Source organism: Escherichia sp. HH41S (assembly GCF_009820115.1).
GTDB lineage: Bacteria > Pseudomonadota > Gammaproteobacteria > Enterobacterales > Enterobacteriaceae > Escherichia > Escherichia coli_F.
Genome location: NZ_VNXE01000123.1, coordinates 273,809 through 299,453 on the forward strand (window position 1 = coordinate 273,809; position 25,645 = coordinate 299,453).

The following is a 25,645-nucleotide window of genomic DNA, read 5'->3' on the forward strand; positions in this document are numbered from 1 at the left end:
CATTAAACTCCTTAAGCGATACGGGCAAAGGACGTGGGAGAAAGCGCGTCGCAGAACGTTTCGACGTCGCTCACCCAGCCAAAAAAGGTTTCGATATTGAACAACGCGGCTTTCTGCGCAAACTCCGGCCCCGCCTGGTGGGTTGCGTCTTCCAGCACCACGCCGAAATACTCCAGAAAAAAGCCGTCGCGCAGCGTCGATTCGACGCAGACGTTGGTAGCGATACCGGTGAAAATCAGGTGGCGAATTCCGCGGCTGCGCAAAATGCTGTCCAGCGGTGTATTGAAGAAACCGCTATAGCGCGGCTTCGGCAGCACAATATCGCCAGGCTGCGGCACCAGCTCATCCACCAGTTGATAATCCCATGAGCCTTTCGCCAGTAATTTTCCCTGCAACTGCGGCTGCTTACGCATGGTCTTCAGGGCGTTCGATTTATGAAAATTAGGTGAGCCGGGGCCGCCAGCCTCGACATACTGTTCATCCCAGCCATTTTGAAACCAGATGATCAACATCCCTGCCGCTCGCGCTGCGGTCACGGCGGTTTGAATGTTGGCAATGACCGGGCGAGTGGTTGAGACATCAAAACCGGCGAGATCTAAGTAGCCGCCTGGTGTGGCATAAGCGTTTTGCATATCCACCACGATCAGCGCACTTTGCTGCGGATCGAAGGTAATGGCTTCCGGTCGAGCGGTTAAGGTTTTCATCACGCGACCTCCTGAGTAAGCGCGGGGAGATGGGCGCGGCACTGCATTAGCGGCTGAATGCGCTCACCGAAGGTTTCGATTCCCGACAGAAAATCATCGAAGGTCAACAGCACGCCTTCGGCACCAGGTACGCTTGCGACTTCATCTAACATGCGCGCGACACTGGCGTAAGAACCGACTAACGTCCCCATATTGATGTTTACCGCCGAAGTGGGATCGGCCATCTGACGGACGTTGGTGTCAGTACCGGAGCGGGTATCTTTCTGACTTTGTTCGGTTAGCCAGCTTAACGCCTCTTCATCCGCGCCCGCTTTGTAGTGTTCCCATTTTGCACGAGCGGCATCGTCGGTTTCGTCGGCAATCACCATAAACAACACATAAGAGCCAACGTCGCGCCCGGTTTGCGCTGCGGCCTGTTTCATCCGCGCAGCGGTCGGGGCGAAAGCCGTGGGTGTATTTACGCCTTTGCCGAAACAGAAGTTGAAATCGGCATACTGGGCGGAGAACGCCATGCCAGCGTCGCTTTGCCCGGCACAGATCACTTTCATGGGTACACTCGGTTGTGGACTGACGCGGCAATCGTTCATGGTGAAAAAATCGCCTTTAAAATCGCTTTTCCCCGAGCCCCACAGGTCGCGCAGCACCTGAACATATTCGGTGAGATAGTCGTAACGACGGGAGAAATAGTCATCGCCAGGCCAGATACCCATCTGCTCATACTCGGGCTTTTGCCAGCCAGTCACGAGGTTGACGCCAAAACGCCCGCCAGAGATGGAGTCAATGGTTGCGGCCATACGGGCGACGATTGCCGGAGGTAACGTTAAGGTGGCGGCAGTGGCGTAAATCTGAATGCGTGAGGTCACGGCTGCCAGCCCCGCCATCAAAGTGAACGACTCCAGGTTGTGATCCCAGAACTCAGTTTTGCCGCCAAAACCACGCAGTTTGATCATCGACAGGGCGAAATCGAAATGGTAGTGCTCCGCTTTTTGCACGATGGCTTTATTCAGTTCAAAGGTCGGCATGTACTGCGGCGCGTGGGTCGAAATGAGCCAGCCGTTGTTGCCGATAGGTACGAATACGCCAATTTTCATCATCAACCTCTCTTCGTCTCGTAAAGTGAAAGTCAGACGGGGCGCTGCATCCTGCATATCCTTTTCAGCCGCGTAATGGTTTGTTTGCAAAACGGATGCCAGTTTTTAAAAAAGTGAATGTTATTAATGTGTTAATGTTAAGTTGTCTAAAATGTCTGGAAAAAAGTGGACTAAACGGTCAAAACAGTTGCACATAAAACATGCATCCGTGCGCGATGAGAGTGCAGAAGGTCGAGGCCGGGCAGGGGTTTTGCTATCCTGTTGCCAATCTACAAGAGGGGAGAGCGCATGACGCAAGGCGCAGTGAAAACAACGGGTAAACGTTCGCGCGCAGTGAGCGCGAAGAAAAAAGCGATTCTTAGCGCAGCACTGGACACTTTTTCACAATTCGGTTTTCATGGCACAAGTCTGGAGCAGATCGCAGAGTTGGCAGGCGTTTCTAAAACCAATCTGCTGTATTACTTCCCGTCTAAAGAGGCGCTGTATATTGCCGTGCTGCGACAAATTCTGGATATCTGGTTGGCACCATTGAAGGCGTTTCGTGAAGATTTCGCCCCACTGGCAGCGATTAAAGAGTACATCCGTCTGAAGCTGGAAGTCTCCCGCGATTATCCGCAGGCTTCGCGCCTGTTCTGTATGGAGATGCTGGCAGGCGCACCGCTGTTAATGGATGAACTGACGGGCGATTTGAAGGCATTAATTGATGAGAAATCCGCGCTGATTGCCGGTTGGGTTAAAAGCGGCAAACTCGCGCCGATTGACCCGCAGCATTTGATTTTTATGATTTGGGCTTCCACTCAACATTACGCCGATTTCGCCCCTCAGGTGGAGGCGGTGACAGGCGCAACGTTGCGCGATGAGGTGTTTTTCAATCAAACGGTTGAAAACGTGCAGCGGATTATTATTGAGGGGATTCGACCACGTTAAAGATGCCGGAGGAGGTTGTAACATCCTCCGGCTACCTATTTAACCGATCGTCATTAAACTGGCGTTACCGCCAGCGGCAGCGGTATTCACGCTCAGCGAACGCTCGATATACAACCGTTCCAGCAGGATATTGCTTTCGCCACGGGCAAAACCCTGCACTGAAACAATTGCACCATCCCGTGCGGCAACCGCTTCACACAATGCGCGAAGCTGATCTGAATCACCGTGGAAGATCACCGAATCAAACGGTTGAGCGGTTATATTCTCCGCTTTCGCCAGTTGAATACGTTCGCTGACTGCCGATGGTAATGCTTTCACTAACTGACGATGCAGCGCATCATCAGGCCACAGCACCTGGCTACCCACTGCCAGCACGGCGGAGAGCTGAGTCAGCGCATCCTGTTCATCATCCGCAATACACAACACGCGCTCACGCGGCAGCAGCGTCCAGGTGTTGCGTTCACCCGTCGGCCCTGGCAGCAATCGTTGTGTTCCTGCCTGCGCCAGTTCGCTATATTGCGTACATAACGCCTGCAATTCTGGACGGTTTGCCGCCCATTCCCGCAGTGCATTTAGCGGCTGAGTCAATGCGGCTTTCAACTGCGCATCGACCGGATACTCTGCATCCTGACGCGCCAGTGTCACCGCCAGCGCACTTTCCGGGCGATTCGCCAGCAGACGGTAGAGATAGAGCGGGCCGCCAGCTTTCGGCCCGGTGCCGGACAACCCTTCGCCGCCGAATGGTTGCACCCCAACCACTGCGCCCACCATATTACGGTTAACATACAGATTACCGACATGGGCCGAGCCAGTGACCTGGGCAATGGTTTCATCAATGCGCGTATGGACGCCAAGCGTCAGACCATAACCGGAAGCGTTAATCTGTTCGATCAGTTCCGGCAACTGGTTACGGTTGTAACGCACCACATGCAGCACCGGACCAAAGACCTCTTTTTGCAATTCGGCAAAATCATCCAGTTCGATCAGCGTCGGGGCGACAAAGGTGCCACTTTGCCATTCGCGGGCATCTTCACTGTTTTCCCGCACCGCCTGGAACACCGGACGGCCTTTGCTACGCATGGTCTGAATATGGCGCTCAATATTGGTCTTCGCTTCGCCATCAATCACCGGACCGATATCGGTGGTCAGGCGACCCGGATTACCCATCCGGCATTCGGCCATTGCACCGCGCAGCATTTTTAACGTGTGGTCGGCAATTTCATCTTGCAGACACAGCACGCGCAGCGCCGAACAACGCTGACCTGCACTGTCGAAGGCCGAGGCCAGTACATCCACGACGACCTGTTCGGTCAGGGCGGAGGAATCGACAATCATCGCGTTCATGCCGCCGGTTTCCGCAATGAGTGGAATTGGGCGGCCCTGAGCGTCCAGGCGGCTGGCGATATTGCGTTGCAGTAACGTAGCGACTTCGGTTGAACCGGTAAACATCACCCCGCGCACGCGATCATCACCCGTCAGTTGCGCGCCTACGGTTTCACCCTGACCGGGCAACAACTGCACCACGCCTGGCGGTACACCCGCTTCCAGCAAAATGGCAATCCCTTGTGCGGCAATCAGCGGCGTTTGTTCTGCCGGTTTTGCCAGTACGCTGTTACCTGCCGCCAGTGCGGCAGCGATTTGCCCGGTGAAAATCGCCAGCGGGAAATTCCACGGGCTGATACATACCACTGGCCCTAATGGACGGTGGGTTTCGTTAGCGAAATCATCCCGCACCTGTCCCGCGTAGTAGTGGAGAAAATCGACGGCTTCACGCACTTCGGCAATGGCGTTACTGAAGGTTTTTCCGGCTTCACGCACCAGAATACCAATCAGTTGCTGCATCTGGCTTTCCATCAGTACGGCAGCGCGATGCAAAATCGCCGCGCGTTCGGCCGGAGGCGTGGCAAACCAGATTGGCGCGTTATTAACTGCACTTTCCAGCGCCTGTTCTACTTCACGCGGCGTGGCTTCACGCACATAGCCCACAATATCTTTCGGTTCTGCCGGGTTGATAACGGGTGACATTTCACCAGCCGCTACCGGTTGTTCCAGCATTGGCAAGGCCTGCCATTTTTGCAGTGCACTGTTGAGCAGGGCTGAGGAGAGCGAGGCCAGTCGGTGTTCGTTGGCAAGATCTAACCCTGCCGAGTTGTCGCGCCCGTGACCGTAAAGATCGCGCGGCAGGGGAATTTTCGGATGCGGTAATCCAGTTTGCCCTTCCTGTTGCGCCAGTTTTTCTACAGCAGTGACTGGATCGGCAACCAGTTCATCCAGCGGCAAAGAAGTGTCAGCAATACGGTTAACAAACGAGGTGTTAGCACCGTTTTCCAGCAGGCGACGCACCAGATATGCCAGCAGTGTTTCATGGGTACCGACCGGAGCATAAATACGACACGGTCGGTTAAGTTTACCGTCGGCAACTTTCCCGGTGACCTGCTCATACAGTGGCTCGCCCATACCATGCAGGCACTGGAACTCGTACTGACCCGGATAGTAGTTTTGACCCGCCAGTTGATAAATTGCCGCCAGCGTGTGGGCGTTGTGCGTTGCAAACTGCGGGTAAATGAGATTTGGCACCGCCAGCAGCTTTTTCGCACAAGCGAGATAAGAAACATCGGTATACACCTTGCGGGTATAAACCGGATAACCTTCAAGGCCGTCCATTTGCGCACGTTTGATTTCACTATCCCAGTACGCGCCTTTCACCAGGCGAATCATCAGACGACGACGGCTGCGGGTGGCGAGATCAATCAGGTAATCGATCACCAGCGGGCAGCGTTTTTGATAAGCCTGAATAACAAAACCGATGCCGTTCCAGCCTGCCAGTTCAGGCTCGAAACAAAGCTTTTCCAACAGATCGAGGGAGATCTCCAGACGATCGGCCTCTTCGGCATCAATGTTAATACCAATATCGTACTGACGCGCCAGCAAGGTTAATGATTTCAGACGTGGGTAAAGCTCTTCCATTACCCGATCGTACTGGGCGCGGCTGTAGCGCGGATGCAGCGCCGACAGCTTGATTGAAATGCCCGGACCTTCATAAATGCCGCGACCATTGGAGGCTTTACCAATGGCGTGAATCGCCTGCTGATAGGAAACCATATACGCCTGCGCGTCTGCTGCGGTCAGTGCGGCTTCGCCCAGCATATCGTATGAGTAACGGAAACCTTTCTCTTCCAGCTTGCGGGCATTGGCTAACGCTTCCGCGATGGTTTCACCAGTGACGAACTGCTCGCCCATCAGGCGCATCGCCATATCCACACCTTTGCGGATTAGCGGTTCGCCACTCTTACTGATAATGCGATTCAGCGAACGGGAGAGGCTGGCTTCGTTATGGGTAGAAACCAGTTTGCCGGTAAAGAGAAGCCCCCAGGTGGCGGCATTAACAAACAGCGACGGGCTACGACCAATGTGTGACTGCCAGTTACCGTTGCTGATTTTGTCGCGTATTAACGCATCACGGGTGGCTTTGTCGGGAATACGCAATAGCGCTTCCGCCAGACACATCAGCGCCACGCCTTCCTGCGATGACAGCGAAAACTCCTGCAATAATCCCTGAACCATGCCTGCGCGACCACTGGCATTTTTTTGATTACGCAGTTTATCGGCCAGTTGATACGCCAGTTTATGCGCCTGTTCAGCAACCGGCTGCGGCAGGCGAGCTTGTTCCAGCAGCATAGAAACCGCTTCGGTTTCCGGGCGGCGATAGGCGGCGGTGATAGCCGCACGGGAAACCGACTGTGGCAAAATTTGCTCGGCAAAGTCGAGGAATGGCTGGTGTGGTTCCTCTGCCGGATTCGGTACTTCATCGCTCTCATTGGCCGCGCCAGAAAGCAGCGCAGGTAGCTCCGGCAGAGTATCGCTGTTTTCCAGTTGTTCAAGATAAGAAAAAATCGCCTGCTTAATTAACCAGTGCGGTGTGCGATCGATACGTGTCGCGGCAGACTTAATGCGTTCACGCGTCGCGTCGTCCAGCTTAACCCCCATGGTGGTGGTTCCCATGCCATTACTCCTGTTGTTCTGAAAGGTGCAACTTAACGTTATCGTGAAATATCCATGATGTTGCAACTTTGTGCAACCATGTTAAATGTGACCTGCGTAGCAAGCTTAAAAATGAATGAAATGTTAATAAAAGAAATCGATATGACAGGGATTAAAAAAATAACTCAGACTTTTTCTCTGCGGCAGTTAACATTTTTGAAAGGTGCAACCGCAAAAAATGTGAGGGAGTGCAACCTGATGAAAAATAGTATCGCTGAGCACTAAAATTTAATGTAAATGGTGTGTTAAATCGATTGTGAATAACCAGCGCTTCCGGCAGGATACGGTCGCCCTGGGAAAACATAAACTCTGTTACCCCGTTCCGGTGGCAGATATAACGGCAAGTTTCGACATTGCCGATAATAATTTTTTGGAGACTTTAGATGGCTATTAGCACACCGATGTTGGTGACATTCTGTGTCTATATTTTTGGCATGATATTGATTGGGTTCATCGCCTGGCGATCAACCAAAAACTTCGACGACTATATTCTTGGCGGTCGCAGCCTTGGGCCATTCGTGACGGCATTATCGGCAGGTGCGTCGGATATGAGCGGCTGGCTGTTAATGGGATTACCGGGTGCAGTCTTTCTTTCCGGGATTTCCGAAAGCTGGATCGCCATTGGCCTGACATTAGGCGCGTGGATTAACTGGAAGCTGGTGGCCGGGCGCTTGCGTGTGCATACCGAATACAATAATAACGCCTTAACATTGCCGGATTATTTTACCGGGCGTTTTGAAGATAAAAGCCGTATTTTGCGCATTATCTCCGCGCTGGTAATTTTGCTGTTCTTCACCATTTATTGTGCTTCGGGCATTGTGGCTGGCGCGCGTCTGTTTGAAAGCACCTTCGGCATGAGCTACGAAACGGCTCTGTGGGCGGGAGCTGCGGCGACGATCCTTTACACCTTTATTGGCGGCTTCCTTGCGGTGAGCTGGACTGACACTGTACAGGCCAGCCTGATGATTTTTGCCCTGATCCTGACGCCGGTTATCGTGATCATTAGCGTCGGTGGGTTTGGCGACTCGCTGGAAGTGATCAAACAAAAGAGCATTGAAAACGTGGATATGCTCAAAGGGTTGAATTTTGTCGCCATTATCTCGCTGATGGGCTGGGGGCTGGGTTACTTCGGTCAGCCGCATATTCTGGCGCGTTTTATGGCGGCGGATTCTCACTATAGCATTGTCCATGCGCGTCGTATCAGCATGACCTGGATGATCCTCTGTCTGGCAGGCGCGGTGGCGGTCGGTTTCTTCGGCATTGCATACTTTAACAATAATCCAGCGGTTGCCGGTGCGGTAAACCAGAACTCTGAGCGCGTGTTTATCGAACTGGCACAAATATTGTTTAACCCGTGGATTGCCGGGATTCTGTTGTCGGCGATTCTGGCGGCGGTGATGTCGACGTTAAGTTGCCAGCTGCTGGTGTGCTCCAGTGCGATTACCGAAGATCTGTACAAAGCATTTCTGCGTAAACATGCCAGCCAGAAAGAACTGGTGTGGGTAGGGCGTGTGATGGTGTTGGTGGTGGCGCTGGTGGCAATTGCGCTGGCGGCGAATCCTGAAAACCGTGTGCTGGGCTTAGTAAGCTACGCGTGGGCAGGCTTCGGTGCGGCGTTTGGTCCGGTGGTGCTGTTCTCAGTGATGTGGTCACGCATGACGCGTAACGGTGCACTGGCGGGGATGATCATTGGCGCGCTGACGGTTATTGTCTGGAAACAGTTCGGTTGGCTGGGTCTGTACGAAATTATTCCGGGCTTTATCTTCGGTAGCATTGGGATTGTGGTGTTTAGTTTACTGGGTAAAGCACCGTCAGCGGCGATGCAAAAACGCTTTGCTGACGCCGATGCGCACTATCATTCAGCGCCGCCGTCACGGTTGCAGGAAGGGTAAGGGAAGGCGTTTTACCGAAAATTCCACGCCATAATCAGAAGCAGGCAGAGGGCAATCAGTGATTGCCCTCTGCATTTTCTCTCAAAAAAAATTTACATTTCCTCATCATTATCACTACATTCCGCTTGTGTTTTTCTTCACCGTAATGATAATCGCTATCACTGCGATTTACTTTTCTTTGCATAGATTGACTCAGAAAAACGTTTAAGGGTGGGTGGCATGTTTGTTCCGTTTCTCATTATGTTGCGCGAAGGACTTGAAGCCGCGCTGATTGTCAGCCTGATTGCCAGCTATCTTAAGCGTACCCAGCGAGGTCGATGGATTGGTGTCATGTGGATTGGCGTGTTGCTAGCCGCTGCGTTGTGCCTGGGGCTGGGTATCTTCATTAATGAAACCACCGGCGAATTTCCGCAAAAAGAGCAGGAATTGTTCGAAGGTATCGTGGCAGTGATTGCCGTGGTGATCCTCACCTGGATGGTTTTCTGGATGCGTAAAGTGTCGCGCAACGTCAAAGTGCAACTGGAACAGGCAGTCGATAGCGCATTGCAGCGTGGGAATCATCATGGCTGGGCGCTGGTGATGATGGTCTTTTTTGCCGTTGCAAGGGAAGGGCTGGAGTCGGTCTTTTTCCTGCTGGCGGCGTTTCAACAAGATGTCGGGATCTGGCCTCCGCTGGGTGCAATGCTCGGTCTTGCTACAGCCGTGGTGCTCGGCTTCCTGCTCTACTGGGGCGGTATTCGCCTCAATCTTGGCGCGTTTTTTAAATGGACCAGCCTGTTTATTCTCTTCGTCGCCGCAGGGCTGGCGGCAGGTGCTATTCGCGCGTTTCATGAAGCCGGGCTGTGGAACCACTTTCAGGAAATCGCCTTCGATATGAGCGCGGTGCTCTCAACTCACTCGCTGTTCGGTACGCTGATGGAAGGTATCTTTGGTTATCAGGAAGCGCCGAGCGTCAGCGAAGTCGCCGTCTGGTTTATTTATCTCATCCCGGCGCTGGTGGCATTTGCTCTGCCGCCGCGCGCAGGGGCGACAGCGTCTCGCTCCGCGTAACGAAAATGACGCAAACTCTTGCTTAGTTACAACATACTTTAAAGGGATAGTCTCGTCATGACCATTAACTTCCGCCATAGTGCACTGCAATTAAGCGTGGCTGCGCTGTTCTCCTCTGCTTTTATGGCTAACGCTGCTGATATTCCGCAGGTCAAAGTCACTGTGACAGATAAACAGTGCGAACCGATGACCATTACGGTTAACGCCGGGAAAACACAGTTCATTATTCAGAACCACAGCCAGAAGGCGCTGGAGTGGGAGATCCTCAAAGGCGTGATGGTGGTGGAAGAGCGGGAAAATATCGCCCCTGGTTTTAGCCAGAAAATGACGGCGAATTTACAGCCTGGCGCATACGATATGACCTGCGGTCTGCTGACTAACCCGAAAGGGAAGTTGATCGTCAAAGGTGAAGCAACGGCGGATGCGGCGCAAAGTGATGCGCTGTTAAGTCTTGGTGGTGCAATTACTGCATATAAAGCGTATGTCATGGCGGAAACCACGCAACTGGTGACCGACACCAAAGCCTTTACCGACGCTATTAAAGCAGGCGATATCGAAAAAGCGAAAGCACTGTATGCGCCGACGCGCCAGCACTATGAGCGCATCGAACCGATTGCTGAGCTGTTCTCTGATCTGGATGGTAGCATTGACGCCCGTGAAGATGATTACGAGCAAAAAGCCGCCGATCCGAAATTCACCGGTTTCCACCGTCTGGAAAAAGCATTGTTTGGCGACAATACCACCAAAGGAATGGATCAGTATGCTGACCAGCTTTATACCGATGTGGTCGATTTGCAAAAACGCATCAGTGAACTGGCTTTCCCACCTTCAAAAGTGGTCGGCGGCGCAGCCGGACTGATTGAGGAAGTGGCAGCCAGCAAAATCAGCGGTGAAGAAGATCGCTACAGCCACACCGATCTGTGGGACTTCCAGGCTAACGTTGAAGGCTCGCAGAAAATTGTCGATCTGCTGCGTCCACAACTACAAAAAGCCAACCCGGAACTGCTGGCAAAAGTCGATGCTAACTTCAAAAAGGTCGATACCATTCTGGCGAAATACCGTACCAAAGACGGTTTTGAAACCTACGACAAATTGACCGATGCCGATCGTAATGCGCTGAAAGGGCCGATTACTGCGCTAGCGGAAGATCTGGCGCAACTTCGCGGTGTGCTGGGGCTGGATTAAGCGTTATGCAGTATGAAGATGAAAACGGCGTGAATGAACCGTCACGCCGACGTTTACTGAAAGGGATTGGCGCGCTGGCACTGGCGGGAAGTTGCCCGGTAGCGCATGCGCAAAAACCACTAAGTGCGCCGGGGACGCTTTCACCGGATGCGCGCAGTGAAGCGCAGCCGTTTTATGGCGAACATCAGGCGGGTATTCTGACGCCGCAGCAGGCGGCAATGATGCTGGTGGCGTTTGATGTGCTTGCCAGCGATAAAGCTGATCTTGAGCGATTGTTTCGCTTGTTGACTCAGCGTTTTGCTTTTCTGACTCAGGGCGGAGCGGCACCAGAAACGTCAAATCCACGCCTGCCGCCACGCGATTCCGGCATTCTTGGCGGCTACATTGCGCCCGATAATCTCACCATCACGTTATCGGTGGGCCACTCATTGTTTGATGAGCGTTTTGGCCTTGCGCAGCAGATGCCGAAAAAGTTGCAGAAGATGACACGTTTCCCTAACGACTCGCTTGATGCGGCGTTATGTCATGGTGATGTGTTGCTACAGATTTGCGCCAATACCCAGGACACGGTGATCCATGCACTGCGCGATATCATCAAACACACGCCGGATTTGCTCAGTGTGCGCTGGAAGCGGGAAGGGTTTATTTCCGACCACGCAGCGCGTAGTAAAGGCAAAGAGACGCCGATAAATTTGCTGGGTTTCAAAGACGGCACTGCTAATCCTGACAGCCAAAATGCGAAATTGATGCAAAAAGTAGTGTGGGTGACGGCAGATCAGCAGGAGCCTGCGTGGGCTATCGGCGGCAGCTACCAGGCGGTGCGTTTGATTCAGTTTCGAGTGGAATTTTGGGACAGAACGCCGCTGAAAGAACAGCAGACAATTTTTGGTCGCGACAAACAAACCGGTGCGCCGCTGGGAATGCAGCATGAGCATGATGTTCCCGATTACGCCAGTGATCCGGAAGGGAAGGTGATCGCGCTGGACAGCCATATCCGGCTGGCGAATCCCCGCACGACGGAGAGCGAGTCTAGTCTGATGCTGCGTCGTGGCTACAGTTATTCGTTGGGTGTTACCAACTCCGGGCAACTGGATATGGGGTTGCTGTTTGTCTGCTACCAACACGATCTGGAAAAGGGCTTCCTGACAGTACAAAAAAGGTTGAATGGCGAGGCGCTGGAGGAATACGTTAAACCCATCGGCGGCGGTTATTTTTTTGCGCTGCCGGGGGTGAAGGACGCGAACGATTATCTCGGAAGCGCATTACTGCGGGTTTAATGTTTTTAGGCGTATAAGGCGTTTACGCCGTACCAGGCGTTCGTGCGTTCGTGCGCTGATGCCTGATGCGACGTTTGCGCGTCTTATCATGCCTACAATCGGTGCGGGTTCGGTAGGCAGGATAAGGCGTTCACGCCGCATCCGGCGTTCGTGCGTTGATGCCTGATGCGACGCTTGCGCGTCTTATCATGCCTACAATCGGTGCGGGTTCGGTAGGCTGGATCAGGCGGTCACGCCGCATCCGGCGTTCGTGCGTTGATGCCTGATGCGAATCCTGCTGAAAGCACACAGCTTTTTTCATCACTGTCATCACTCTGTCATCTTTCCAGTAGAAACTAATGTCACTGAAATGGTGTTTTATAGTTAAATATAAGTGAATATATTGTTGCAATGAATGCGAGATCTGTTGTACTTATTAAGTAGCAGCGGAAGTTCCCGGCAGTGATAGTCAGTCACTATGGAGATCGCGGATGGTAACGTCCTGTTCTGGACAATGTTTTGTTAAGCAAGGCTCCACCACTCGCGGAGATTTCTCCTCCGGTAGCAACTTCGTCACTCTGTATTTTTCTCACTTCCTCTCTTTACTCGTGTTACCGACGCCGCAAACGGTGTGCGTAGCCGTTTTTCGGCATTTTATCCAACAGCAAACTATGGCTTACAAGGAAGCCAACCCTCTGATGTTCGTGCGCATAATCGCGCTGCCAACGGCGCGTGTGATGAATACAAACAACTCAAGGTGCTCTCCATGGGAAGACAAAAAGCAGTGATCAAAGCTCGTCGCGAGGCAAAACGTGTGCTGAGACGGGATTCGCGCAGCCATAAGCAGCGTGAAGAAGAATCGGTCACCTCGCTTGTGCAGATGAGCGGCGTAGAAGCCATTGGTATGGCCCGCGACAGTCGCGATACCTCGCCCATCCTCGCGCGTAATGAAGCGCAATTGCACTATCTGAAGGCTATTGAGAGTAAGCAGCTGATATTCGCTACGGGCGAAGCCGGGTGCGGAAAAACCTGGATCAGTGCTGCAAAAGCGGCAGAGGCCCTGATACATAAGGATGTCGACAGGATTATCGTCACCCGTCCAGTTCTGCAAGCCGATGAAGATCTTGGTTTCTTACCTGGTGATATCGCAGAAAAGTTTGCTCCCTATTTTCGCCCGGTCTACGACGTGCTGGTCCGTCGCTTAGGGGCTTCCTTTATGCAGTACTGCCTGCGACCGGAAATAGGGAAGGTGGAAATTGCGCCGTTCGCCTATATGCGTGGACGTACCTTTGAAAATGCAGTCGTCATTCTTGACGAGGCGCAGAATGTGACTGCCGCGCAAATGAAAATGTTTTTAACCCGCCTCGGGGAGAACGTGACGGTTATCGTCAACGGTGATATCACGCAATGCGATTTGCCTCGCGGCGTGCGCTCCGGATTAAGTGACGCGCTGGAACGTTTCGAAGAGGATGAAATGGTCGGGATCGTCCGATTCGGTAAAGAGGATTGCGTACGTTCGGCACTTTGCCAACGTACGCTACATGCATACAGTTAAGTATATTATAAGCGCAGAGCCCGGGTAAACCGGGCTTTGTTTTATTTCATTAACAGCAAAGATTTTCACTTCAGGTTAACGTTCAGGGGGCGACTTTGAGCGTGTTGATAAGCTGAAATGAATTCAGGTTTAGATACTCTTACCGGGCATTTGTCGTCATAGCACCAGACCAGTGTAATACCGCCAGTGCGGAGAGTTTTTCTTCCAGAAGCCCAAAAAGCGAGCATCTGCTTATCTTTTTTCAGCCATTCAACCTGTACAGGAGGTCTGGTGCCAATTTTGCGTATGAGGTTCCATCAATAATGGACCATAATTTGGCTGATTGATTAACACCGAATACATTCCCCTGATTATATTTTTTAGGGATAACATTAAAAATGTCAGGTTAATCTTAATTAATTCTTTGGCTAATATTTTGTGTTGTTATTTTTTGTGGACGGCAAGCCGCAATGGCAAAATAGGTATGGTTGTAATAATCAAAACATGATACTAACTATATATGGATCGTTGAATTGTTGGCATGTAACTCGCTACAGCGAGTAGCGTTAGTAATGAAATATAATCAACATGGATAGGTGAAGATTAATTATGAGCTTTATGGTTTTTGTAACTTGTTTGACAATTGCATTTGTCGCCGGTTTTGCTGTTGCCAGAAAATTGACACTCCGAAAAGGTGCCTCATCGGTAATCATCACTAACTCGCAACCAGTCCCTTCCTCTGCAACTTCCCCTGCTGTTAAGGCGTCGACAAGGAGCTATACACCGCAGAAAACCTATCGTGACTCTCGTTGGCAAGAACGAGATGAGTTATTTCAGGGAATGGTTGCCGAAGGTATTTTATTGGAAGGAAAAGAGTGGTTAATTACGCGTTGTGAAAAAATCTATTTTGATAATCTGGAGAAATGGTTTGGACATTATTGTCATATCCATTGCCAGGTCTCTCTGGGGCGCTTGATCAACTTTCCAGAACAACCCGAGTTTAGCGAAGAAGAAAGAAAGCGTTTCTTTGCAATTTATAATGGAATGGCAATGGATTATGTTCTGGTTTCAAAGAAGAACAATAAAATAGTCTGTGTTATTGAGCTGGATGATCCGAGTCATGAAAGGGCAGATCGCATTATTCGTGACCGTTGGTTGAATACGATTATGACTATTGCACGGGTGCCTTTTGTACGAGCTTCTGTCACTAAATTGGATGAAATCCCTCCGGTCTGGGATACCCGTGACAAAATTCGCCCATTAGCCGCGGCGACAAAGGGTGAACCGTTGCATTAACTAAGTACCCCGGTCGGGGCTTTTCATCCCCCGGTGTGTGCAATATACGAAAAAAAAGCCCGTACCTTCGTACGAGCTCTTCTTTAAAGATGGCGGTGAGGGGGGGATTGACTCGCTTCGCTCGCCCTGCGGGCAGTCCGCTCACTGCGTTCACGGTCTGTCCAACTGGCTGTCGCCAGTTGTCGAACCCCTGTCGGGGCTTCTCATCCCCCGGTGTGTGCAATATACGAAAAAAAAGCCCGTACTTTCGTACGGGCTCTTCTTTAAAGATGGCGGTGAGGGGGGGATTGACTCGCTTCGCTCGCCCTGCGGGCAGCCCGCTCACTGCGTTCACGGTCTGTCCAACTGGCTGTCGCCAGTTGTCGAACCCCTGTCGGGGCTTCTCATCCCCCCGGTGTGTGCAATATACGAAAAAAAAGCTCGTACTTTCGTACGAGCTCTTCTTTAAATATGGCGGTGAGGGGGGGATTCGAACCCCCGATACGTTACCGTATACACACTTTCCAGGCGTGCTCCTTCAGCCACTCGGACACCTCACCAAATTGTCGTTCCTGTCTTGCTGGAACGGGCGCTAATTTAGGGAAATCATGACCTGAGGTCAACAAACTTTTTAAAAAAATCGCGCGTTTATTCAAACTTCAATCAATATGCAGTTTTAATAAGCGAAATCTGCTTTTTTTGCCACCGACCACGGATTTGTTATGCTGGTGGCCTTTGTAGATCATAACGATAAGTGCGAATAAATTTCGCGCAACGCTTTTCGGGAGTCAGTATGGACATCATCTTTTATCACCCAACGTTCGATACCCAATGGTGGATTGAGGCACTGCGCAAAGCGATTCCTCAGGCAAGAGTCAGAGCATGGAAAAGCGGAGATAATGACTCTGCTGATTATGCTTTAGTCTGGCATCCTCCTGTTGAAATGCTGGCAGGGCGAGATCTTAAAGCGGTGTTTGCACTCGGGGCCGGTGTTGATTCTATTTTGAGCAAGTTACAGGCTCACCCTGATATGCTGAAACCTTCTGTTCCACTTTTTCGCCTGGAAGATACCGGTATGGGCGAGCAAATGCAGGAATATGCTGTCAGTCAGGTGCTGCATTGGTTTCGACGTTTTGACGATTATCGCATCCAGCAAAATAGTTCGCATTGGCAACCGCTGCCTGAATATCATCGGGAAGATTTTACCATCGGCATTTTGGGCGCAGGCGTACTGGGCAGTAAAGTTGCACAGAGTCTGCAAACCTGGCGCTTCCCGCTGCGTTGCTGGAGTCGAACCCGTAAATCGTGGCCTGGCGTGCAAAGCTTTGCCGGACGGGAAGAACTTTCTGCATTTCTGAGCCAATGCCGGGTATTGATTAATTTGTTACCGAATACCCCTGAAACCGTCGGCATTATTAATCAACAATTAATCGAAAAATTACCGGATGGCGCGTATCTCCTCAACTTGGCGCGTGGTGTTCATGTCGTGGAAGATGACCTGCTCGCGGCGCTGGATAGCGGCAAAGTTAAAGGTGCAATGCTGGATGTTTTTAATCGCGAACCCTTACCGCCGGAAAGTCCGCTCTGGCAACATCCACGCGTGACGATAACACCACATGTCGCCGCGATTACCCGTCCCGCTGAAGCTGTGGATTACATTTCGCGCACCATTGCCCAGCTCGAAAAAGGGGAGAGGGTCTGCGGGCAAGTCGACCGCGCACGCGGCTACTAATAAAGCATCAGGTTTCCTGCTATCCTTGGCGGGAATTGAATACAGGAGAGAGTTATGTATCCCGTCGACCTTCATATGCATACCGTTGCCAGCACGCATGCATATAGCACATTGAGTGATTACATTGCCCAGGCCAAACAAAAGGGCATTAAACTTTTTGCGATCACCGATCATGGCCCGGATATGGAAGATGCGCCGCATCACTGGCACTTCATTAACATGCGTATCTGGCCGCGAGTGGTTGATGGGGTTGGGATCCTGCGCGGCATCGAAGCTAACATTAAAAATGTTGACGGTGAAATTGACTGCAGTGGCAAAATGTTTGATTCGCTGGATCTGATTATTGCCGGTTTTCATGAGCCGGTGTTTGCGCCGCATGACAAAGCGACCAATACGCAAGCGATGATCGCCACTATCGCCAGCGGCAATGTGCATATAATAAGCCATCCCGGAAATCCGAAATATGAAATAGATGTTAAAGCCGTTGCTGAAGCAGCTGCGAAACATCAGGTGGCGCTGGAAATCAATAATTCCTCATTTTTACACTCACGTAAGGGCAGTGAAGACAACTGTCGTGCGGTAGCCGCAGCGGTACGTGACGCTGGAGGTTGGGTGGCATTAGGCTCGGATTCTCACACTGCGTTTACCATGGGGGAATTTGAAGAGTGTCTTAAAATCCTCGACGCGGTAGATTTTCCGCCAGAGCGCATTTTGAATGTTTCTCCGCGCCGCTTACTGAACTTCCTTGAATCTCGCGGTATGGCACCGATTGCGGAATTTGCAGACCTTTAATTACTAGTAATGGAAATATATTAATGAACGAGTTTTCTATCCTCTGTCGTGTGCTGGGTTCGCTCTATTACCGCCAACCGCAAGATCCTTTACTGGTGCCGCTGTTTACCCTGATTCGTGAAGGGAAACTGGCTGCGAACTGGCCACTGGAGCAGGATGAGTTACTAACACGTTTACAGAAAAGCTGTGATATGGCGCAAGTCTCTGCCGATTACAATGCGTTGTTTATTGGCGATGAATGTGCTGTGCCGCCATATCGTAGCGCATGGGTTGAGGGCGCGACGGAAGCGGAAGTGCGCGCTTTTCTTTCCGAACGAGGGATGCCATTAGCGGATACGCCAGCCGATCACATCGGTACATTGCTGCTCGCGGCTTCCTGGCTGGAAGATCAGTCAACGGAAGATGAGAGCGAAGCACTGGAAACACTGTTCAGTGAGTATCTGTTACCCTGGTGTGGTGCGTTCCTTGGCAAAGTGGAGGCCCATGCAACTACGCCTTTCTGGCGCACCATGGCACCGCTAACCCGCGATGCTATTAGTGCAATGTGGGACGAGCTTGAAGAAGATTCTGAAGAGTAAATGTGATCTCCATCACTCATAACTGCAACAGATAATTTGTTGTTGCATAAAATGTGTGCTCGATCTCATTCATGGCCGCGTTTTCTGCTATCATGCGCGGCATGAACATACTTCTCTCTATTGCAATCACAACAGGCATTCTCTCCGGTATCTGGGGATGGGTGGCTGTTTCCCTGGGCTTACTAAGCTGGGCGGGTTTCCTGGGCTGTACGGCCTACTTTGCCTGCCCGCAAGGTGGGCTGAAAGGGCTGGCGATCTCCGCTGCAACCCTGCTTAGTGGCGTGGTGTGGGCGATGGTCATTATTTACGGTAGTGCACTGGCACCACATCTGGAAATTCTCGGTTATGTCATAACCGGTATTGTCGCGTTTCTGATGTGTATTCAGGCGAAACAGCTGCTGCTTTCATTTGTTCCGGGGACGTTTATAGGCGCATGCGCGACGTTTGCCGGGCAGGGTGACTGGAAACTGGTGTTACCTTCGCTGGCGCTTGGACTGGTATTTGGTTACGCAATGAAAAACAGCGGCTTGTGGCTGGCGGCGCGTAGTGCAAAGACGGCTCACCGTGAGCAGCAAATCAAAAATAAAGCGTGAGGGGCACTCACGCTTTCGCTTGAACAGTAAAATGCCGGATGATAATTCCGGCATTTTTATCTATCAGGATTCCGGTGGAACCGACATATGGCGGTATTTCACCAGAATGTCATTCTGCCGTTCTGCTTTGTTCTGCAAATCCCAAAGACCGCGGTCGATACCATCATTAATCAGGAAAATGACGCCTGTTTCGATAGCCGACATCAGGCACAGCATAACGGGTTCGTTCGAGGTGTAACCTACTTCCCCTTCCAGCAAGCGCTGGTAGTCAATAAAGCGGAAGACCCCCGCCTGAACTTCATAGGAAAGTATCGTCTTACTGGTGTTCACCGAGGAGAGGATCTCACCGGTACTCACATTGACGACACGCAGGTTCACGGCAATCTGATCGAGCTGGTATTGCGTGTCGGCACCGATCCCAAAATATCTTGCCCCAACACCGCCCGATTTAACGTTGCTTTCATAACCGATAATCGAACCTTCAACCATGATATTTGCCGCCGTTAAAGATTGCAGCGGGATTCGGTTATTAATGGCAACCGTGCCGTTTTCTTGTGCTGCACGAATAATCTTGCGCTCGTTAAGCAGGTTTTGTAAGCCCTGGCGCTCCAGCGGTATAAACCAGCGAGAATCTTTCAATGCCGTGACCAGCATTGCCGTGGCGCTTTGCGGAACAGCAGTGGAGAAGTTACTTGCCGGGTAGGGTTTAAATTGCCCGGTTTCGTCCTGAATGTTGTATACCGAAACAAAGATCTTACCCGTCGGCGCTGGCAGATGGGTCAAATCTTTGTAGCTCTGAGCACGAGGCATTAATGTCGGTCTGGCGGCTTCTTTAGGCGGGGCGGTTAAGCATCCGCTCAGTAACATGACGGCAACCAAAAGAAATAAGCGCTGCATGATTATTTTCCTTATGAAGCTGGGGCTTAAAAATCGGTTGAGTTATTTTGTAAACCCGAAACCTGGATGGTCGAGGTTTGTCCGGTTTTGCGATCCGTCACATTCAACTGCAATTGACCATCGCGGTTAGCGATATCGACAATATAATCGTTGGTCACCATGCGACCCGGTTTACCGGTATTAATATTCGACAGTAGCCCACCTAAAATTTGTGACTGGATGGCCTGGGTAAAGTTATCTAACGCTGATGGCGTTTCAATACCAAAGTCGTCGTTATAGCTCGGATCTTTATAAGAGTTTTGTGCCTGGGCGCTATTTAATAAAAAAGCACCGTTATTTGGGTTACCACCAAAGTTTGGATTACGGAACTGGAAAGTCATGGTTCCAGCCCAACTTAAAGGCGAAATAAGCATGAGTAGAACTACTGCATGTTTGACACGCATTGCAGCCTCCGAACAATTTTTTATTTAGAATTCATCATGCGCCAAATCGCCCGTACTCAATAACGCCTGATTTATCTGGCGACGATTTAGTGCTTCTTCAGTTTGAATCAGTGCAAAGACGACAGTTTTTTCGAAGTCTCTTTTCAACGGGAATAAAAAAGTCTGGAAAATAACGTCCTGATTGACCGTTATTGTGATCCAACTTCCCCATCGTGCACTGGGCCTTTCATTAATCGTTAAGTTACCCGTATAGTCACTTTCCCATTTATCACTAAAGGCTCGGTAAAAATCATGGCCAATAGATGAAACAGTATGGTCAGTTAACAAGCCCGGGACTTCTACCTCAACGGCGTGAAGATTCCCTGCGGCGAACAGGAATTCTGCCGCCACAATCCAGCGTAAATAACGTTTCATGGCTTTATCGCCTGAGGTTATCGTTTGCCCAGGAAACCGCTTGAGTCCGGTTTTTTACGGCTATCTTCTTGAAAAGATTATAAAGATGCGTTTTAACCGTATTTTCGCTGATGAACAACGAACGAGCGATCTCGTTATTAGACGCGCCGATACGCAGCTTATTCAGGATCTCTTTTTCCCGATGAGTAAGGAGGGCTGATTCCGTGCTGTTATAACGATAGTTACCTGAATGCGTAATCAGGTAACTGGCAAGCTTTTGCGTAAAGTAGCATTCGCCGCGCAGGACGCCTTGCAACCCATTGACAACACGTTCTTGATCCTCCATGGCATAAAAAACGCCGTTGATATGAGGCCAGTTTTCAATGTCGCGGTACGGGTAATCTTCAGGCGTATTTAGCAACAATATTTTGATATTGTTGTTTTTCCTGCTCAAAGTATCCTGCCAATAATGGATAAGCTTTTTATCCGCTTCCATCATATCCAGAAGAATAATAGAGCCTGAAGATATATCGTCCAGAGAACGTTGAATATTATGTAATTTTCCTGTAATTGCCAGCGATTGTTTAAGGTGCTGCAAGAGAGCTGTCGCCTGCAAAGAAGGTTTAGTGATCAACAATAATGTATGACCATGGATACTATGGACTTCATTAAACATGATGAAACCCCGCTTTTTTATTGATCGCACACCTGACAGCTGCCTCTAAAATAGAAGCACCAGAAGTACTGACAGATGTTGCACTGCTGTGTGTAGTAATAAATCAGCCCTAAATGGGTAAAATATAAAACTAATGGATTACATCTGATTTCAATCTAGCCATTACAAATCTTAAATCAAGTGTTAAACATGTAACCAAATGTAACTCGTTATATTAAAATGTTAATCTTAAGGTTTTATTAAGTTTAGAAATGATAGAAAAGTTGTACATTTGGTTTTTATTGCACAATTTTAAAAAATCATACAAATGGTGCTAACTTGCTAATAATGCATATAAAAAATATTTCGGTGTAGTCCTTTTGTCATGTAAAACGTTCTTGTTTTTTCTCCACACCTCCGTGGACAATTTTTTACTGCAAAAAGACGAGGTTTGTCACGGCTTGTGCGCAAGACATATCGCAGCAATCAGCGACGGGCAAGAAGAATGACTGTCTGGTGATTTTTGATTGCGGAAAACCGAAATTTAAAAGAAAACAAAATATTTTTTTGCGTAGATAACAGCGTATTTACGTGGGTTTTAATACTTTGGTATGAACAAAAAAAGAAAAATACAACGCGCGGGTGAGTTATTAAAAATATTTCCGCAGACATACTTTCCATCGTAACGCGGCGTTAACAAAATACAGGTTGCGTTAACAACCAAGTTGAAATGATTTAATTTCTTAAATGTACGACCAGGTCCAGGGTGACAACATGAAAAACAAATTGTTATTTATGATGTTAACAATACTGGGTGCGCCTGGGATTGCAGCCGCAGCAGGTTATGATTTAGCTAATTCAGAATATAACTTCGCGGTAAATGAATTGAGTAAGTCTTCATTTAATCAGGCAGCCATAATTGGTCAAGCTGGGACTAATAATAGTGCTCAGTTACGGCAGGGAGGTTCAAAACTTTTGGCGGTTGTTGCGCAAGAAGGTAGTAGCAACCGGGCAAAGATTGACCAGACAGGAGATTATAACCTTGCATATATTGATCAGGCGGGCAATGCCAACGATGCCAGTATTTCGCAAGGTGCTTATGGTAATACTGCGATGATTATCCAGAAAGGTTCTGGTAATAAAGCAAATATTACACAGTATGGTACTCAAAAAACGGCAATTGTAGTGCAGAGACAGTCGCAAATGGCTATTCGCGTGACACAACGTTAATTTCCATTCGACTTTTAAATCAATCCGATGGGGGTTTTACATGAAACTTTTAAAAGTAGCAGCAATTGCAGCAATCGTATTCTCTGGTAGCGCTCTGGCAGGTGTTGTTCCTCAGTATGGCGGTGGTGGTCACCATGGCGGTGGCGGTAATAATAGCGGCCCAAATTCAGAGCTGAATATTTACCAGTACGGTGGTGGTAACTCTGCACTTGCTCTGCAAACTGATGCTCGTAACTCTGACTTGACGATTACCCAGCACGGTGGCGGTAACGGTGCAGATGTTGGTCAGGGCTCTGATGACAGCTCAATCGATCTGACCCAACGTGGCTTCGGTAACAGTGCCACTCTTGATCAGTGGAACGGTAAAAACTCTGAAATGACTGTTAAACAGTTTGGTGGTGGTAACGGTGCAGCGGTTGACCAGACTGCATCTAACTCCAGCGTTAACGTCACTCAGGTTGGTTTTGGCAACAACGCGACCGCTCATCAGTACTAATTTATATTTCGTATTACAGAAACAGGGCGTAAGCCCTGTTTTTTTTCGGGAGATGAATATGAATGCGTTATTACTCCTTGCGGCACTTTCCAGTCAGATAACCTTTAATACGACCCAGCAAGGGGATATGTACACCATTATTCCTGAAGTCACTCTTACTCAATCTTGTCTATGCAGAGTACAAATATTGTCCCTACGTGAAGGCAGTTCAGGACAAAGTCAGACGAAGCAAGAAAAGACCCTCTCATTGCCTGCTAATCAACCCATTGCTTTGACGAAGTTGAGTTTAAATATTTCCCCGGACGATCGGGTGAAAATAGTTGTTACTGTTTCTGATGGACAGTCACTTCATTTATCACAACAATGGCCGCCCTCTTCAGAAAAGTCTTAATTTGTTGAAATATCGAGCATAAGATGAATCTGGAGAGAATGGTCTGCTGCGGATCAGCCAACCTGAAAGTATGGATAACACAACCCTCAAGGATGACTAATCATTGAGGAAATAGAATAAATGTTCAGACCTTTTTTAAACTCTCTTATGCTCGGCAGTTTGTTTTTTCCTTTTATTGCCATCGCAGGAAGCACCGCGCAAGGGGGCGTGATCCATTTTTATGGCCAAATTGTGGAACCGGCATGTGACGTCAGCACCCAGTCATCACCCGTAGAAATGAACTGCCCACAGAATGGCTCTGTTCCGGGCAGAACCTATTCCAGCAAAGCGTTAATGAGCGGCAATGTCAAAAACGCGCAAATAGCCTCAGTAAAAGTGCAGTATCTTGATAAACAGAAAAAGCTGGCTGTAATGAACATCGAATATAACTAAGTTTCTGAACAACTCACCTTGCTGAGCAGAAAAATGCGATTTAACCAAAAAGCCTGCTGTACACTTAAGAAACAAGAAGGTGTAAGGAGGCATTATGAAAACGCGTATTCATGTTGTGCAGGGTGATATTACCAAACTGGCCGTTGATGTGATTGTGAATGCGGCTAATCCGTCATTAATGGGAGGCGGCGGCGTCGATGGGGCCATTCATCGCGCAGCGGGTCCGGCCCTGCTGGATGCCTGTTTAAAAGTCAGGCAGCAGCAGGGCGATTGCCCTACGGGGCATGCCGTTATTACGCTTGCAGGCGATCTTCCCGCGAAAGCCGTAGTGCACACCGTCGGGCCAGTCTGGCGTGGTGGTGAACAAAACGAAGACCAGCTTTTGCAGGATGCCTATCTCAATAGCCTACGACTGGTGGCGGCAAACAGCTATACGTCAGTGGCTTTTCCTGCAATTAGTACTGGGGTTTATGGTTACCCTCGTGCGGCAGCGGCTGAAATCGCAGTAAAAACCGTTTCAGAATTTATTACCCGTCACGCTTTACCCGAACAGGTATACTTTGTCTGTTATGATGAAGAAAACGCCCACCTCTACGAAAGACTCCTTACCCAACAAGGAGATGAATGATTTGCCCCGGCTGGCGAGCGCGGTGCTGCCACTGTGTTCGCAACATCCCGGTCAGTGTGGCCTTTTCCCTCTGGAGAAAAGTCTGGATGCGTTTGCCGCCCGGTATCGTCTGGCCGAAATGGCAGAGCATACGCTGGATGTTCAGTATTACATCTGGCAGGACGATATGTCGGGTCGGTTACTGTTTTCCGCCCTGTTAGCCGCAGCAAAGCGTGGCGTTCGCGTCCGTTTGTTGCTGGACGACAACAATACACCCGGACTTGACGACATTTTACGCTTGCTTGACAGTCATCCCCGCATTGAAGTCCGGCTTTTTAATCCTTTCTCGTTTCGCTTGCTACGTCCGCTTGGTTATATCACCGACTTTTCCCGTCTCAATCGCCGTATGCACAATAAAAGTTTCACTGTCGATGGCGTGGTGACGCTGGTAGGAGGGCGAAATATTGGTGATGCCTATTTTGGTGCAGGGGAAGAGCCACTTTTTTCGGATTTAGATGTCATGGCAATAGGACCAGTTGTAGAGGACGTTGCCGATGATTTCGCCCGCTACTGGTATTGTAAATCGGTTTCACCCTTACAGCAGGTGCTGGATGTCCCGGAAGGTGAAATGGCGGATCGCATCGAGTTACCCGCCTCCTGGCATGACGATGCCATGACGCATCGTTATTTACGCAAAATGGAATCCAGCCCGTTTATAAATCATCTGGTTGATGGAACGTTGCCGCTTATCTGGGCGAAAACACGTTTATTAAGTGATGATCCGGCGAAAGGGGAAGGCAAGGCAAAACGGCATTCACTGTTACCGCAACGCCTGTTCGATATCATGGGCTCACCCAGTGAACGCATCGATATTATCTCTTCCTATTTTGTACCGACACGCGCAGGTGTGGCGCAACTCTTACGGATGGTGAGAAAAGGGGTAAAGATTGCGATCCTAACCAATTCTCTTGCCGCTAACGATGTTGCTGTCGTCCATGCCGGATACGCGCGCTGGCGCAAAAAATTGCTCCGCTACGGCGTGGAATTATATGAACTCAAGCCGACGCGTGAACAAAGTAGTACGTTACACGATCGCGGCATAACCGGTAATTCCGGTGCCAGCCTGCATGCTAAAACCTTTAGCATCGATGGTAAAACGGTGTTTATTGGCTCTTTCAATTTCGATCCACGTTCGACATTGCTCAATACTGAAATGGGGTTCGTGATAGAGAGCGAAACGCTGGCACAGTTAATTGATAAACGCTTTATTCAGAGCCAGTATGATGCGGCCTGGCAGCTCCGTCTGGACAGGTGGGGGCGGATCAACTGGGTTGATCGTCATGCAAAGAAAGAAATTGTTCTCAAAAAAGAACCCGCTACCAGTTTCTGGAAGCGGGTTATGGTCAGACTGGCGTCGATATTGCCTGTGGAATGGTTATTGTAAACGCGGC

The 25,645-nt window shown here is 50.0% G+C and carries 26 protein-coding genes and 1 tRNA gene; 18 read left to right on the forward strand and 9 right to left on the reverse strand.

The features are described from left to right. Positions 1-11: 11 nt before the first annotated feature. Both rutB and rutA read right to left on the reverse strand, forming a co-directional pair. Positions 12-704: a peroxyureidoacrylate/ureidoacrylate amidohydrolase RutB gene (gene rutB, locus FQZ95_RS25400; protein WP_032302833.1), complete on the reverse strand. Its 693-nt coding sequence runs from the start codon at positions 702-704 to the stop codon at positions 12-14. Then, complete coding sequence (gene rutA, locus FQZ95_RS25405; RefSeq protein WP_160530985.1) at positions 704-1,795, reverse strand: pyrimidine utilization protein A; 1,092 nt, start codon at positions 1,793-1,795, stop codon at positions 704-706. Before rutA ends, rutB begins: the two co-directional genes overlap by 1 nt. A gap of 288 nt (positions 1,796-2,083) precedes the next feature. On the opposite strand from rutA, the gene rutR reads away from it, so the two are divergent. Continuing rightward, positions 2,084-2,722, forward strand: a complete 639-nt coding sequence (gene rutR / locus FQZ95_RS25410) for an HTH-type transcriptional regulator RutR (protein WP_160530940.1) — start codon at positions 2,084-2,086, stop codon at positions 2,720-2,722. 39 nt (positions 2,723-2,761) lie between these two features. Here rutR and putA read toward each other — a convergent pair whose 3' ends face one another. Then, entirely contained in the window at positions 2,762-6,724 is a 3,963-nt protein-coding gene (putA, locus tag FQZ95_RS25415; RefSeq protein ID WP_160530942.1) for a trifunctional transcriptional regulator/proline dehydrogenase/L-glutamate gamma-semialdehyde dehydrogenase, read from the reverse strand. Between the two features lie 54 nt (positions 6,725-6,778). Here putA and FQZ95_RS25420 point away from each other — a divergent pair, with 54 nt between their 5' ends. From FQZ95_RS25420 to efeB, 5 genes are all read left to right on the forward strand, one after another. Then, the gene (locus tag FQZ95_RS25420) at positions 6,779-6,988 is read left to right on the forward strand and encodes a hypothetical protein (protein WP_000979515.1); all 210 of its coding nucleotides are present in this window, start codon (positions 6,779-6,781) and stop codon (positions 6,986-6,988) included. Between the two features lie 158 nt (positions 6,989-7,146). Then, the gene (gene putP, locus FQZ95_RS25425; protein WP_001018507.1) at positions 7,147-8,655 is read left to right on the forward strand and encodes a sodium/proline symporter PutP; all 1,509 of its coding nucleotides are present in this window, start codon (positions 7,147-7,149) and stop codon (positions 8,653-8,655) included. A 219-nt stretch (positions 8,656-8,874) separates the two neighbouring features. Further along, positions 8,875-9,705, forward strand: coding sequence for an iron uptake transporter permease EfeU (gene efeU, locus FQZ95_RS25430; protein ID WP_000497942.1), 831 nt, complete (start codon positions 8,875-8,877; stop codon positions 9,703-9,705). Positions 9,706-9,762: 57 nt separating this feature from the next. Beyond that, positions 9,763-10,890 carry an iron uptake system protein EfeO gene (efeO, locus tag FQZ95_RS25435; RefSeq protein WP_160530944.1) on the forward strand — a complete coding sequence of 376 codons (1,128 nt, stop codon included), beginning with the start codon at positions 9,763-9,765 and terminating at the stop codon, positions 10,888-10,890. Positions 10,891-10,895: 5 nt separating this feature from the next. After that, complete coding sequence (efeB, locus tag FQZ95_RS25440; RefSeq protein WP_105277106.1) at positions 10,896-12,167, forward strand: iron uptake transporter deferrochelatase/peroxidase subunit; 1,272 nt, start codon at positions 10,896-10,898, stop codon at positions 12,165-12,167. 130 nt (positions 12,168-12,297) lie between these two features. Here efeB and FQZ95_RS25445 read toward each other — a convergent pair whose 3' ends face one another. Continuing rightward, positions 12,298-12,468: a hypothetical protein gene (locus tag FQZ95_RS25445; protein WP_160530946.1), complete on the reverse strand. Its 171-nt coding sequence runs from the start codon at positions 12,466-12,468 to the stop codon at positions 12,298-12,300. A gap of 444 nt (positions 12,469-12,912) precedes the next feature. Here FQZ95_RS25445 and phoH point away from each other — a divergent pair, with 444 nt between their 5' ends. Both phoH and FQZ95_RS25455 read left to right on the forward strand, forming a co-directional pair. After that, a complete protein-coding gene (gene phoH, locus FQZ95_RS25450) occupies positions 12,913-13,701 on the forward strand; it encodes a phosphate starvation-inducible protein PhoH (RefSeq protein ID WP_000533536.1) in 789 nt (262 codons plus the stop codon). Between the two features lie 588 nt (positions 13,702-14,289). Next, positions 14,290-14,976: a DUF2726 domain-containing protein gene (locus FQZ95_RS25455; RefSeq protein WP_202384202.1), complete on the forward strand. Its 687-nt coding sequence runs from the start codon at positions 14,290-14,292 to the stop codon at positions 14,974-14,976. A gap of 451 nt (positions 14,977-15,427) precedes the next feature. Here the strand turns inward: FQZ95_RS25455 and FQZ95_RS25460 are convergent. Continuing rightward, positions 15,428-15,515 (reverse strand) — tRNA-Ser (locus FQZ95_RS25460). Between the two features lie 233 nt (positions 15,516-15,748). Between FQZ95_RS25460 and ghrA the strand changes: the two genes are divergently transcribed. The 4 genes from ghrA (at position 15,749) to FQZ95_RS25480 (ending at position 18,650) form a co-directional block, all read left to right on the forward strand. After that, positions 15,749-16,687, forward strand: coding sequence for a glyoxylate/hydroxypyruvate reductase GhrA (gene ghrA, locus FQZ95_RS25465; protein WP_088541676.1), 939 nt, complete (start codon positions 15,749-15,751; stop codon positions 16,685-16,687). Positions 16,688-16,741: 54 nt separating this feature from the next. Continuing rightward, positions 16,742-17,479, forward strand: a complete 738-nt coding sequence (gene ycdX / locus FQZ95_RS25470) for a zinc-binding phosphatase (protein WP_000283664.1) — start codon at positions 16,742-16,744, stop codon at positions 17,477-17,479. A 23-nt stretch (positions 17,480-17,502) separates the two neighbouring features. After that, entirely contained in the window at positions 17,503-18,057 is a 555-nt protein-coding gene (gene ycdY / locus FQZ95_RS25475; RefSeq protein WP_001001909.1) for a molecular chaperone YcdY, read from the forward strand. A 101-nt stretch (positions 18,058-18,158) separates the two neighbouring features. Beyond that, a complete protein-coding gene (locus FQZ95_RS25480; protein WP_001340063.1) occupies positions 18,159-18,650 on the forward strand; it encodes a DUF1097 domain-containing protein in 492 nt (163 codons plus the stop codon). A 63-nt stretch (positions 18,651-18,713) separates the two neighbouring features. Here the strand turns inward: FQZ95_RS25480 and csgG are convergent, their stop codons facing one another. The 4 genes from csgG to csgD are packed head-to-tail and all read right to left on the reverse strand — an operon-like array spanning position 18,714 to position 21,059. Next, the gene (gene csgG / locus FQZ95_RS25485) at positions 18,714-19,547 is read right to left on the reverse strand and encodes a curli production assembly/transport protein CsgG (RefSeq protein WP_001189321.1); all 834 of its coding nucleotides are present in this window, start codon (positions 19,545-19,547) and stop codon (positions 18,714-18,716) included. Positions 19,548-19,573: 26 nt separating this feature from the next. Then, the gene (csgF, locus tag FQZ95_RS25490; RefSeq protein ID WP_001264088.1) at positions 19,574-19,990 is read right to left on the reverse strand and encodes a curli production assembly/transport protein CsgF; all 417 of its coding nucleotides are present in this window, start codon (positions 19,988-19,990) and stop codon (positions 19,574-19,576) included. 24 nt (positions 19,991-20,014) lie between these two features. Further along, the gene (gene csgE, locus FQZ95_RS25495; RefSeq protein ID WP_000833288.1) at positions 20,015-20,404 is read right to left on the reverse strand and encodes a curli production assembly/transport protein CsgE; all 390 of its coding nucleotides are present in this window, start codon (positions 20,402-20,404) and stop codon (positions 20,015-20,017) included. Between the two features lie 4 nt (positions 20,405-20,408). Next, entirely contained in the window at positions 20,409-21,059 is a 651-nt protein-coding gene (csgD, locus tag FQZ95_RS25500; RefSeq protein ID WP_000481500.1) for a biofilm master transcriptional regulator CsgD, read from the reverse strand. A 753-nt stretch (positions 21,060-21,812) separates the two neighbouring features. Between csgD and csgB the strand changes: the two genes are divergently transcribed. The 6 genes from csgB (at position 21,813) to clsC (ending at position 25,638) form a co-directional block, all read left to right on the forward strand. Next, positions 21,813-22,268, forward strand: a complete 456-nt coding sequence (gene csgB / locus FQZ95_RS25505; protein ID WP_001360656.1) for a curli minor subunit CsgB — start codon at positions 21,813-21,815, stop codon at positions 22,266-22,268. Positions 22,269-22,308: 40 nt separating this feature from the next. Then, positions 22,309-22,764, forward strand: a complete 456-nt coding sequence (gene csgA, locus FQZ95_RS25510) for a curli major subunit CsgA (RefSeq protein WP_032183915.1) — start codon at positions 22,309-22,311, stop codon at positions 22,762-22,764. A 58-nt stretch (positions 22,765-22,822) separates the two neighbouring features. After that, positions 22,823-23,155: a curli assembly chaperone CsgC gene (gene csgC / locus FQZ95_RS25515; protein ID WP_000992818.1), complete on the forward strand. Its 333-nt coding sequence runs from the start codon at positions 22,823-22,825 to the stop codon at positions 23,153-23,155. Positions 23,156-23,275: 120 nt separating this feature from the next. Then, a complete protein-coding gene (gene ymdA, locus FQZ95_RS25520) occupies positions 23,276-23,587 on the forward strand; it encodes a protein YmdA (protein ID WP_000489582.1) in 312 nt (103 codons plus the stop codon). A 94-nt stretch (positions 23,588-23,681) separates the two neighbouring features. Beyond that, the gene (gene ymdB / locus FQZ95_RS25525) at positions 23,682-24,215 is read left to right on the forward strand and encodes an O-acetyl-ADP-ribose deacetylase (RefSeq protein ID WP_000857405.1); all 534 of its coding nucleotides are present in this window, start codon (positions 23,682-23,684) and stop codon (positions 24,213-24,215) included. Beyond that, complete coding sequence (clsC, locus tag FQZ95_RS25530; protein ID WP_001353293.1) at positions 24,157-25,638, forward strand: cardiolipin synthase ClsC; 1,482 nt, start codon at positions 24,157-24,159, stop codon at positions 25,636-25,638. Before ymdB ends, clsC begins: the two co-directional genes overlap by 59 nt. The last annotated feature ends 7 nt before the right edge of the window (positions 25,639-25,645 follow it).

What these genes read in the sequence shown, in the direction of transcription:
- putP (WP_001018507.1), top strand. Translation starts at nt 7,147, where the DNA reads ATGGCTATTAGCACACCGATGTTGGTGACATTCTGTGTCTATATTTTT.
- ymdB (WP_000857405.1), top strand. Translation starts at nt 23,682, where the DNA reads ATGAAAACGCGTATTCATGTTGTGCAGGGTGATATTACCAAACTGGCC.
- FQZ95_RS25445 (WP_160530946.1), bottom strand. Translation starts at nt 12,468, where the DNA reads ATGAAAAAAGCTGTGTGCTTTCAGCAGGATTCGCATCAGGCATCAACG.
- ycdX (WP_000283664.1), top strand. Translation starts at nt 16,742, where the DNA reads ATGTATCCCGTCGACCTTCATATGCATACCGTTGCCAGCACGCATGCA.
- csgA (WP_032183915.1), top strand. Translation starts at nt 22,309, where the DNA reads ATGAAACTTTTAAAAGTAGCAGCAATTGCAGCAATCGTATTCTCTGGT.
- ghrA (WP_088541676.1), top strand. Translation starts at nt 15,749, where the DNA reads ATGGACATCATCTTTTATCACCCAACGTTCGATACCCAATGGTGGATT.
- ymdA (WP_000489582.1), top strand. Translation starts at nt 23,276, where the DNA reads ATGTTCAGACCTTTTTTAAACTCTCTTATGCTCGGCAGTTTGTTTTTT.
- rutB (WP_032302833.1), bottom strand. Translation starts at nt 704, where the DNA reads ATGAAAACCTTAACCGCTCGACCGGAAGCCATTACCTTCGATCCGCAG.
- efeU (WP_000497942.1), top strand. Translation starts at nt 8,875, where the DNA reads ATGTTTGTTCCGTTTCTCATTATGTTGCGCGAAGGACTTGAAGCCGCG.
- csgG (WP_001189321.1), bottom strand. Translation starts at nt 19,547, where the DNA reads ATGCAGCGCTTATTTCTTTTGGTTGCCGTCATGTTACTGAGCGGATGC.
- FQZ95_RS25480 (WP_001340063.1), top strand. Translation starts at nt 18,159, where the DNA reads ATGAACATACTTCTCTCTATTGCAATCACAACAGGCATTCTCTCCGGT.
- rutA (WP_160530985.1), bottom strand. Translation starts at nt 1,795, where the DNA reads ATGAAAATTGGCGTATTCGTACCTATCGGCAACAACGGCTGGCTCATT.
- putA (WP_160530942.1), bottom strand. Translation starts at nt 6,724, where the DNA reads ATGGGAACCACCACCATGGGGGTTAAGCTGGACGACGCGACGCGTGAA.
- rutR (WP_160530940.1), top strand. Translation starts at nt 2,084, where the DNA reads ATGACGCAAGGCGCAGTGAAAACAACGGGTAAACGTTCGCGCGCAGTG.
- clsC (WP_001353293.1), top strand. Translation starts at nt 24,157, where the DNA reads ATGATGAAGAAAACGCCCACCTCTACGAAAGACTCCTTACCCAACAAG.
- csgE (WP_000833288.1), bottom strand. Translation starts at nt 20,404, where the DNA reads ATGAAACGTTATTTACGCTGGATTGTGGCGGCAGAATTCCTGTTCGCC.
- efeO (WP_160530944.1), top strand. Translation starts at nt 9,763, where the DNA reads ATGACCATTAACTTCCGCCATAGTGCACTGCAATTAAGCGTGGCTGCG.
- FQZ95_RS25455 (WP_202384202.1), top strand. Translation starts at nt 14,290, where the DNA reads ATGAGCTTTATGGTTTTTGTAACTTGTTTGACAATTGCATTTGTCGCC.
- efeB (WP_105277106.1), top strand. Translation starts at nt 10,896, where the DNA reads ATGCAGTATGAAGATGAAAACGGCGTGAATGAACCGTCACGCCGACGT.
- csgD (WP_000481500.1), bottom strand. Translation starts at nt 21,059, where the DNA reads ATGTTTAATGAAGTCCATAGTATCCATGGTCATACATTATTGTTGATC.
- csgC (WP_000992818.1), top strand. Translation starts at nt 22,823, where the DNA reads ATGAATGCGTTATTACTCCTTGCGGCACTTTCCAGTCAGATAACCTTT.
- ycdY (WP_001001909.1), top strand. Translation starts at nt 17,503, where the DNA reads ATGAACGAGTTTTCTATCCTCTGTCGTGTGCTGGGTTCGCTCTATTAC.
- csgF (WP_001264088.1), bottom strand. Translation starts at nt 19,990, where the DNA reads ATGCGTGTCAAACATGCAGTAGTTCTACTCATGCTTATTTCGCCTTTA.
- phoH (WP_000533536.1), top strand. Translation starts at nt 12,913, where the DNA reads ATGGGAAGACAAAAAGCAGTGATCAAAGCTCGTCGCGAGGCAAAACGT.
- csgB (WP_001360656.1), top strand. Translation starts at nt 21,813, where the DNA reads ATGAAAAACAAATTGTTATTTATGATGTTAACAATACTGGGTGCGCCT.
- FQZ95_RS25420 (WP_000979515.1), top strand. Translation starts at nt 6,779, where the DNA reads ATGATGTTGCAACTTTGTGCAACCATGTTAAATGTGACCTGCGTAGCA.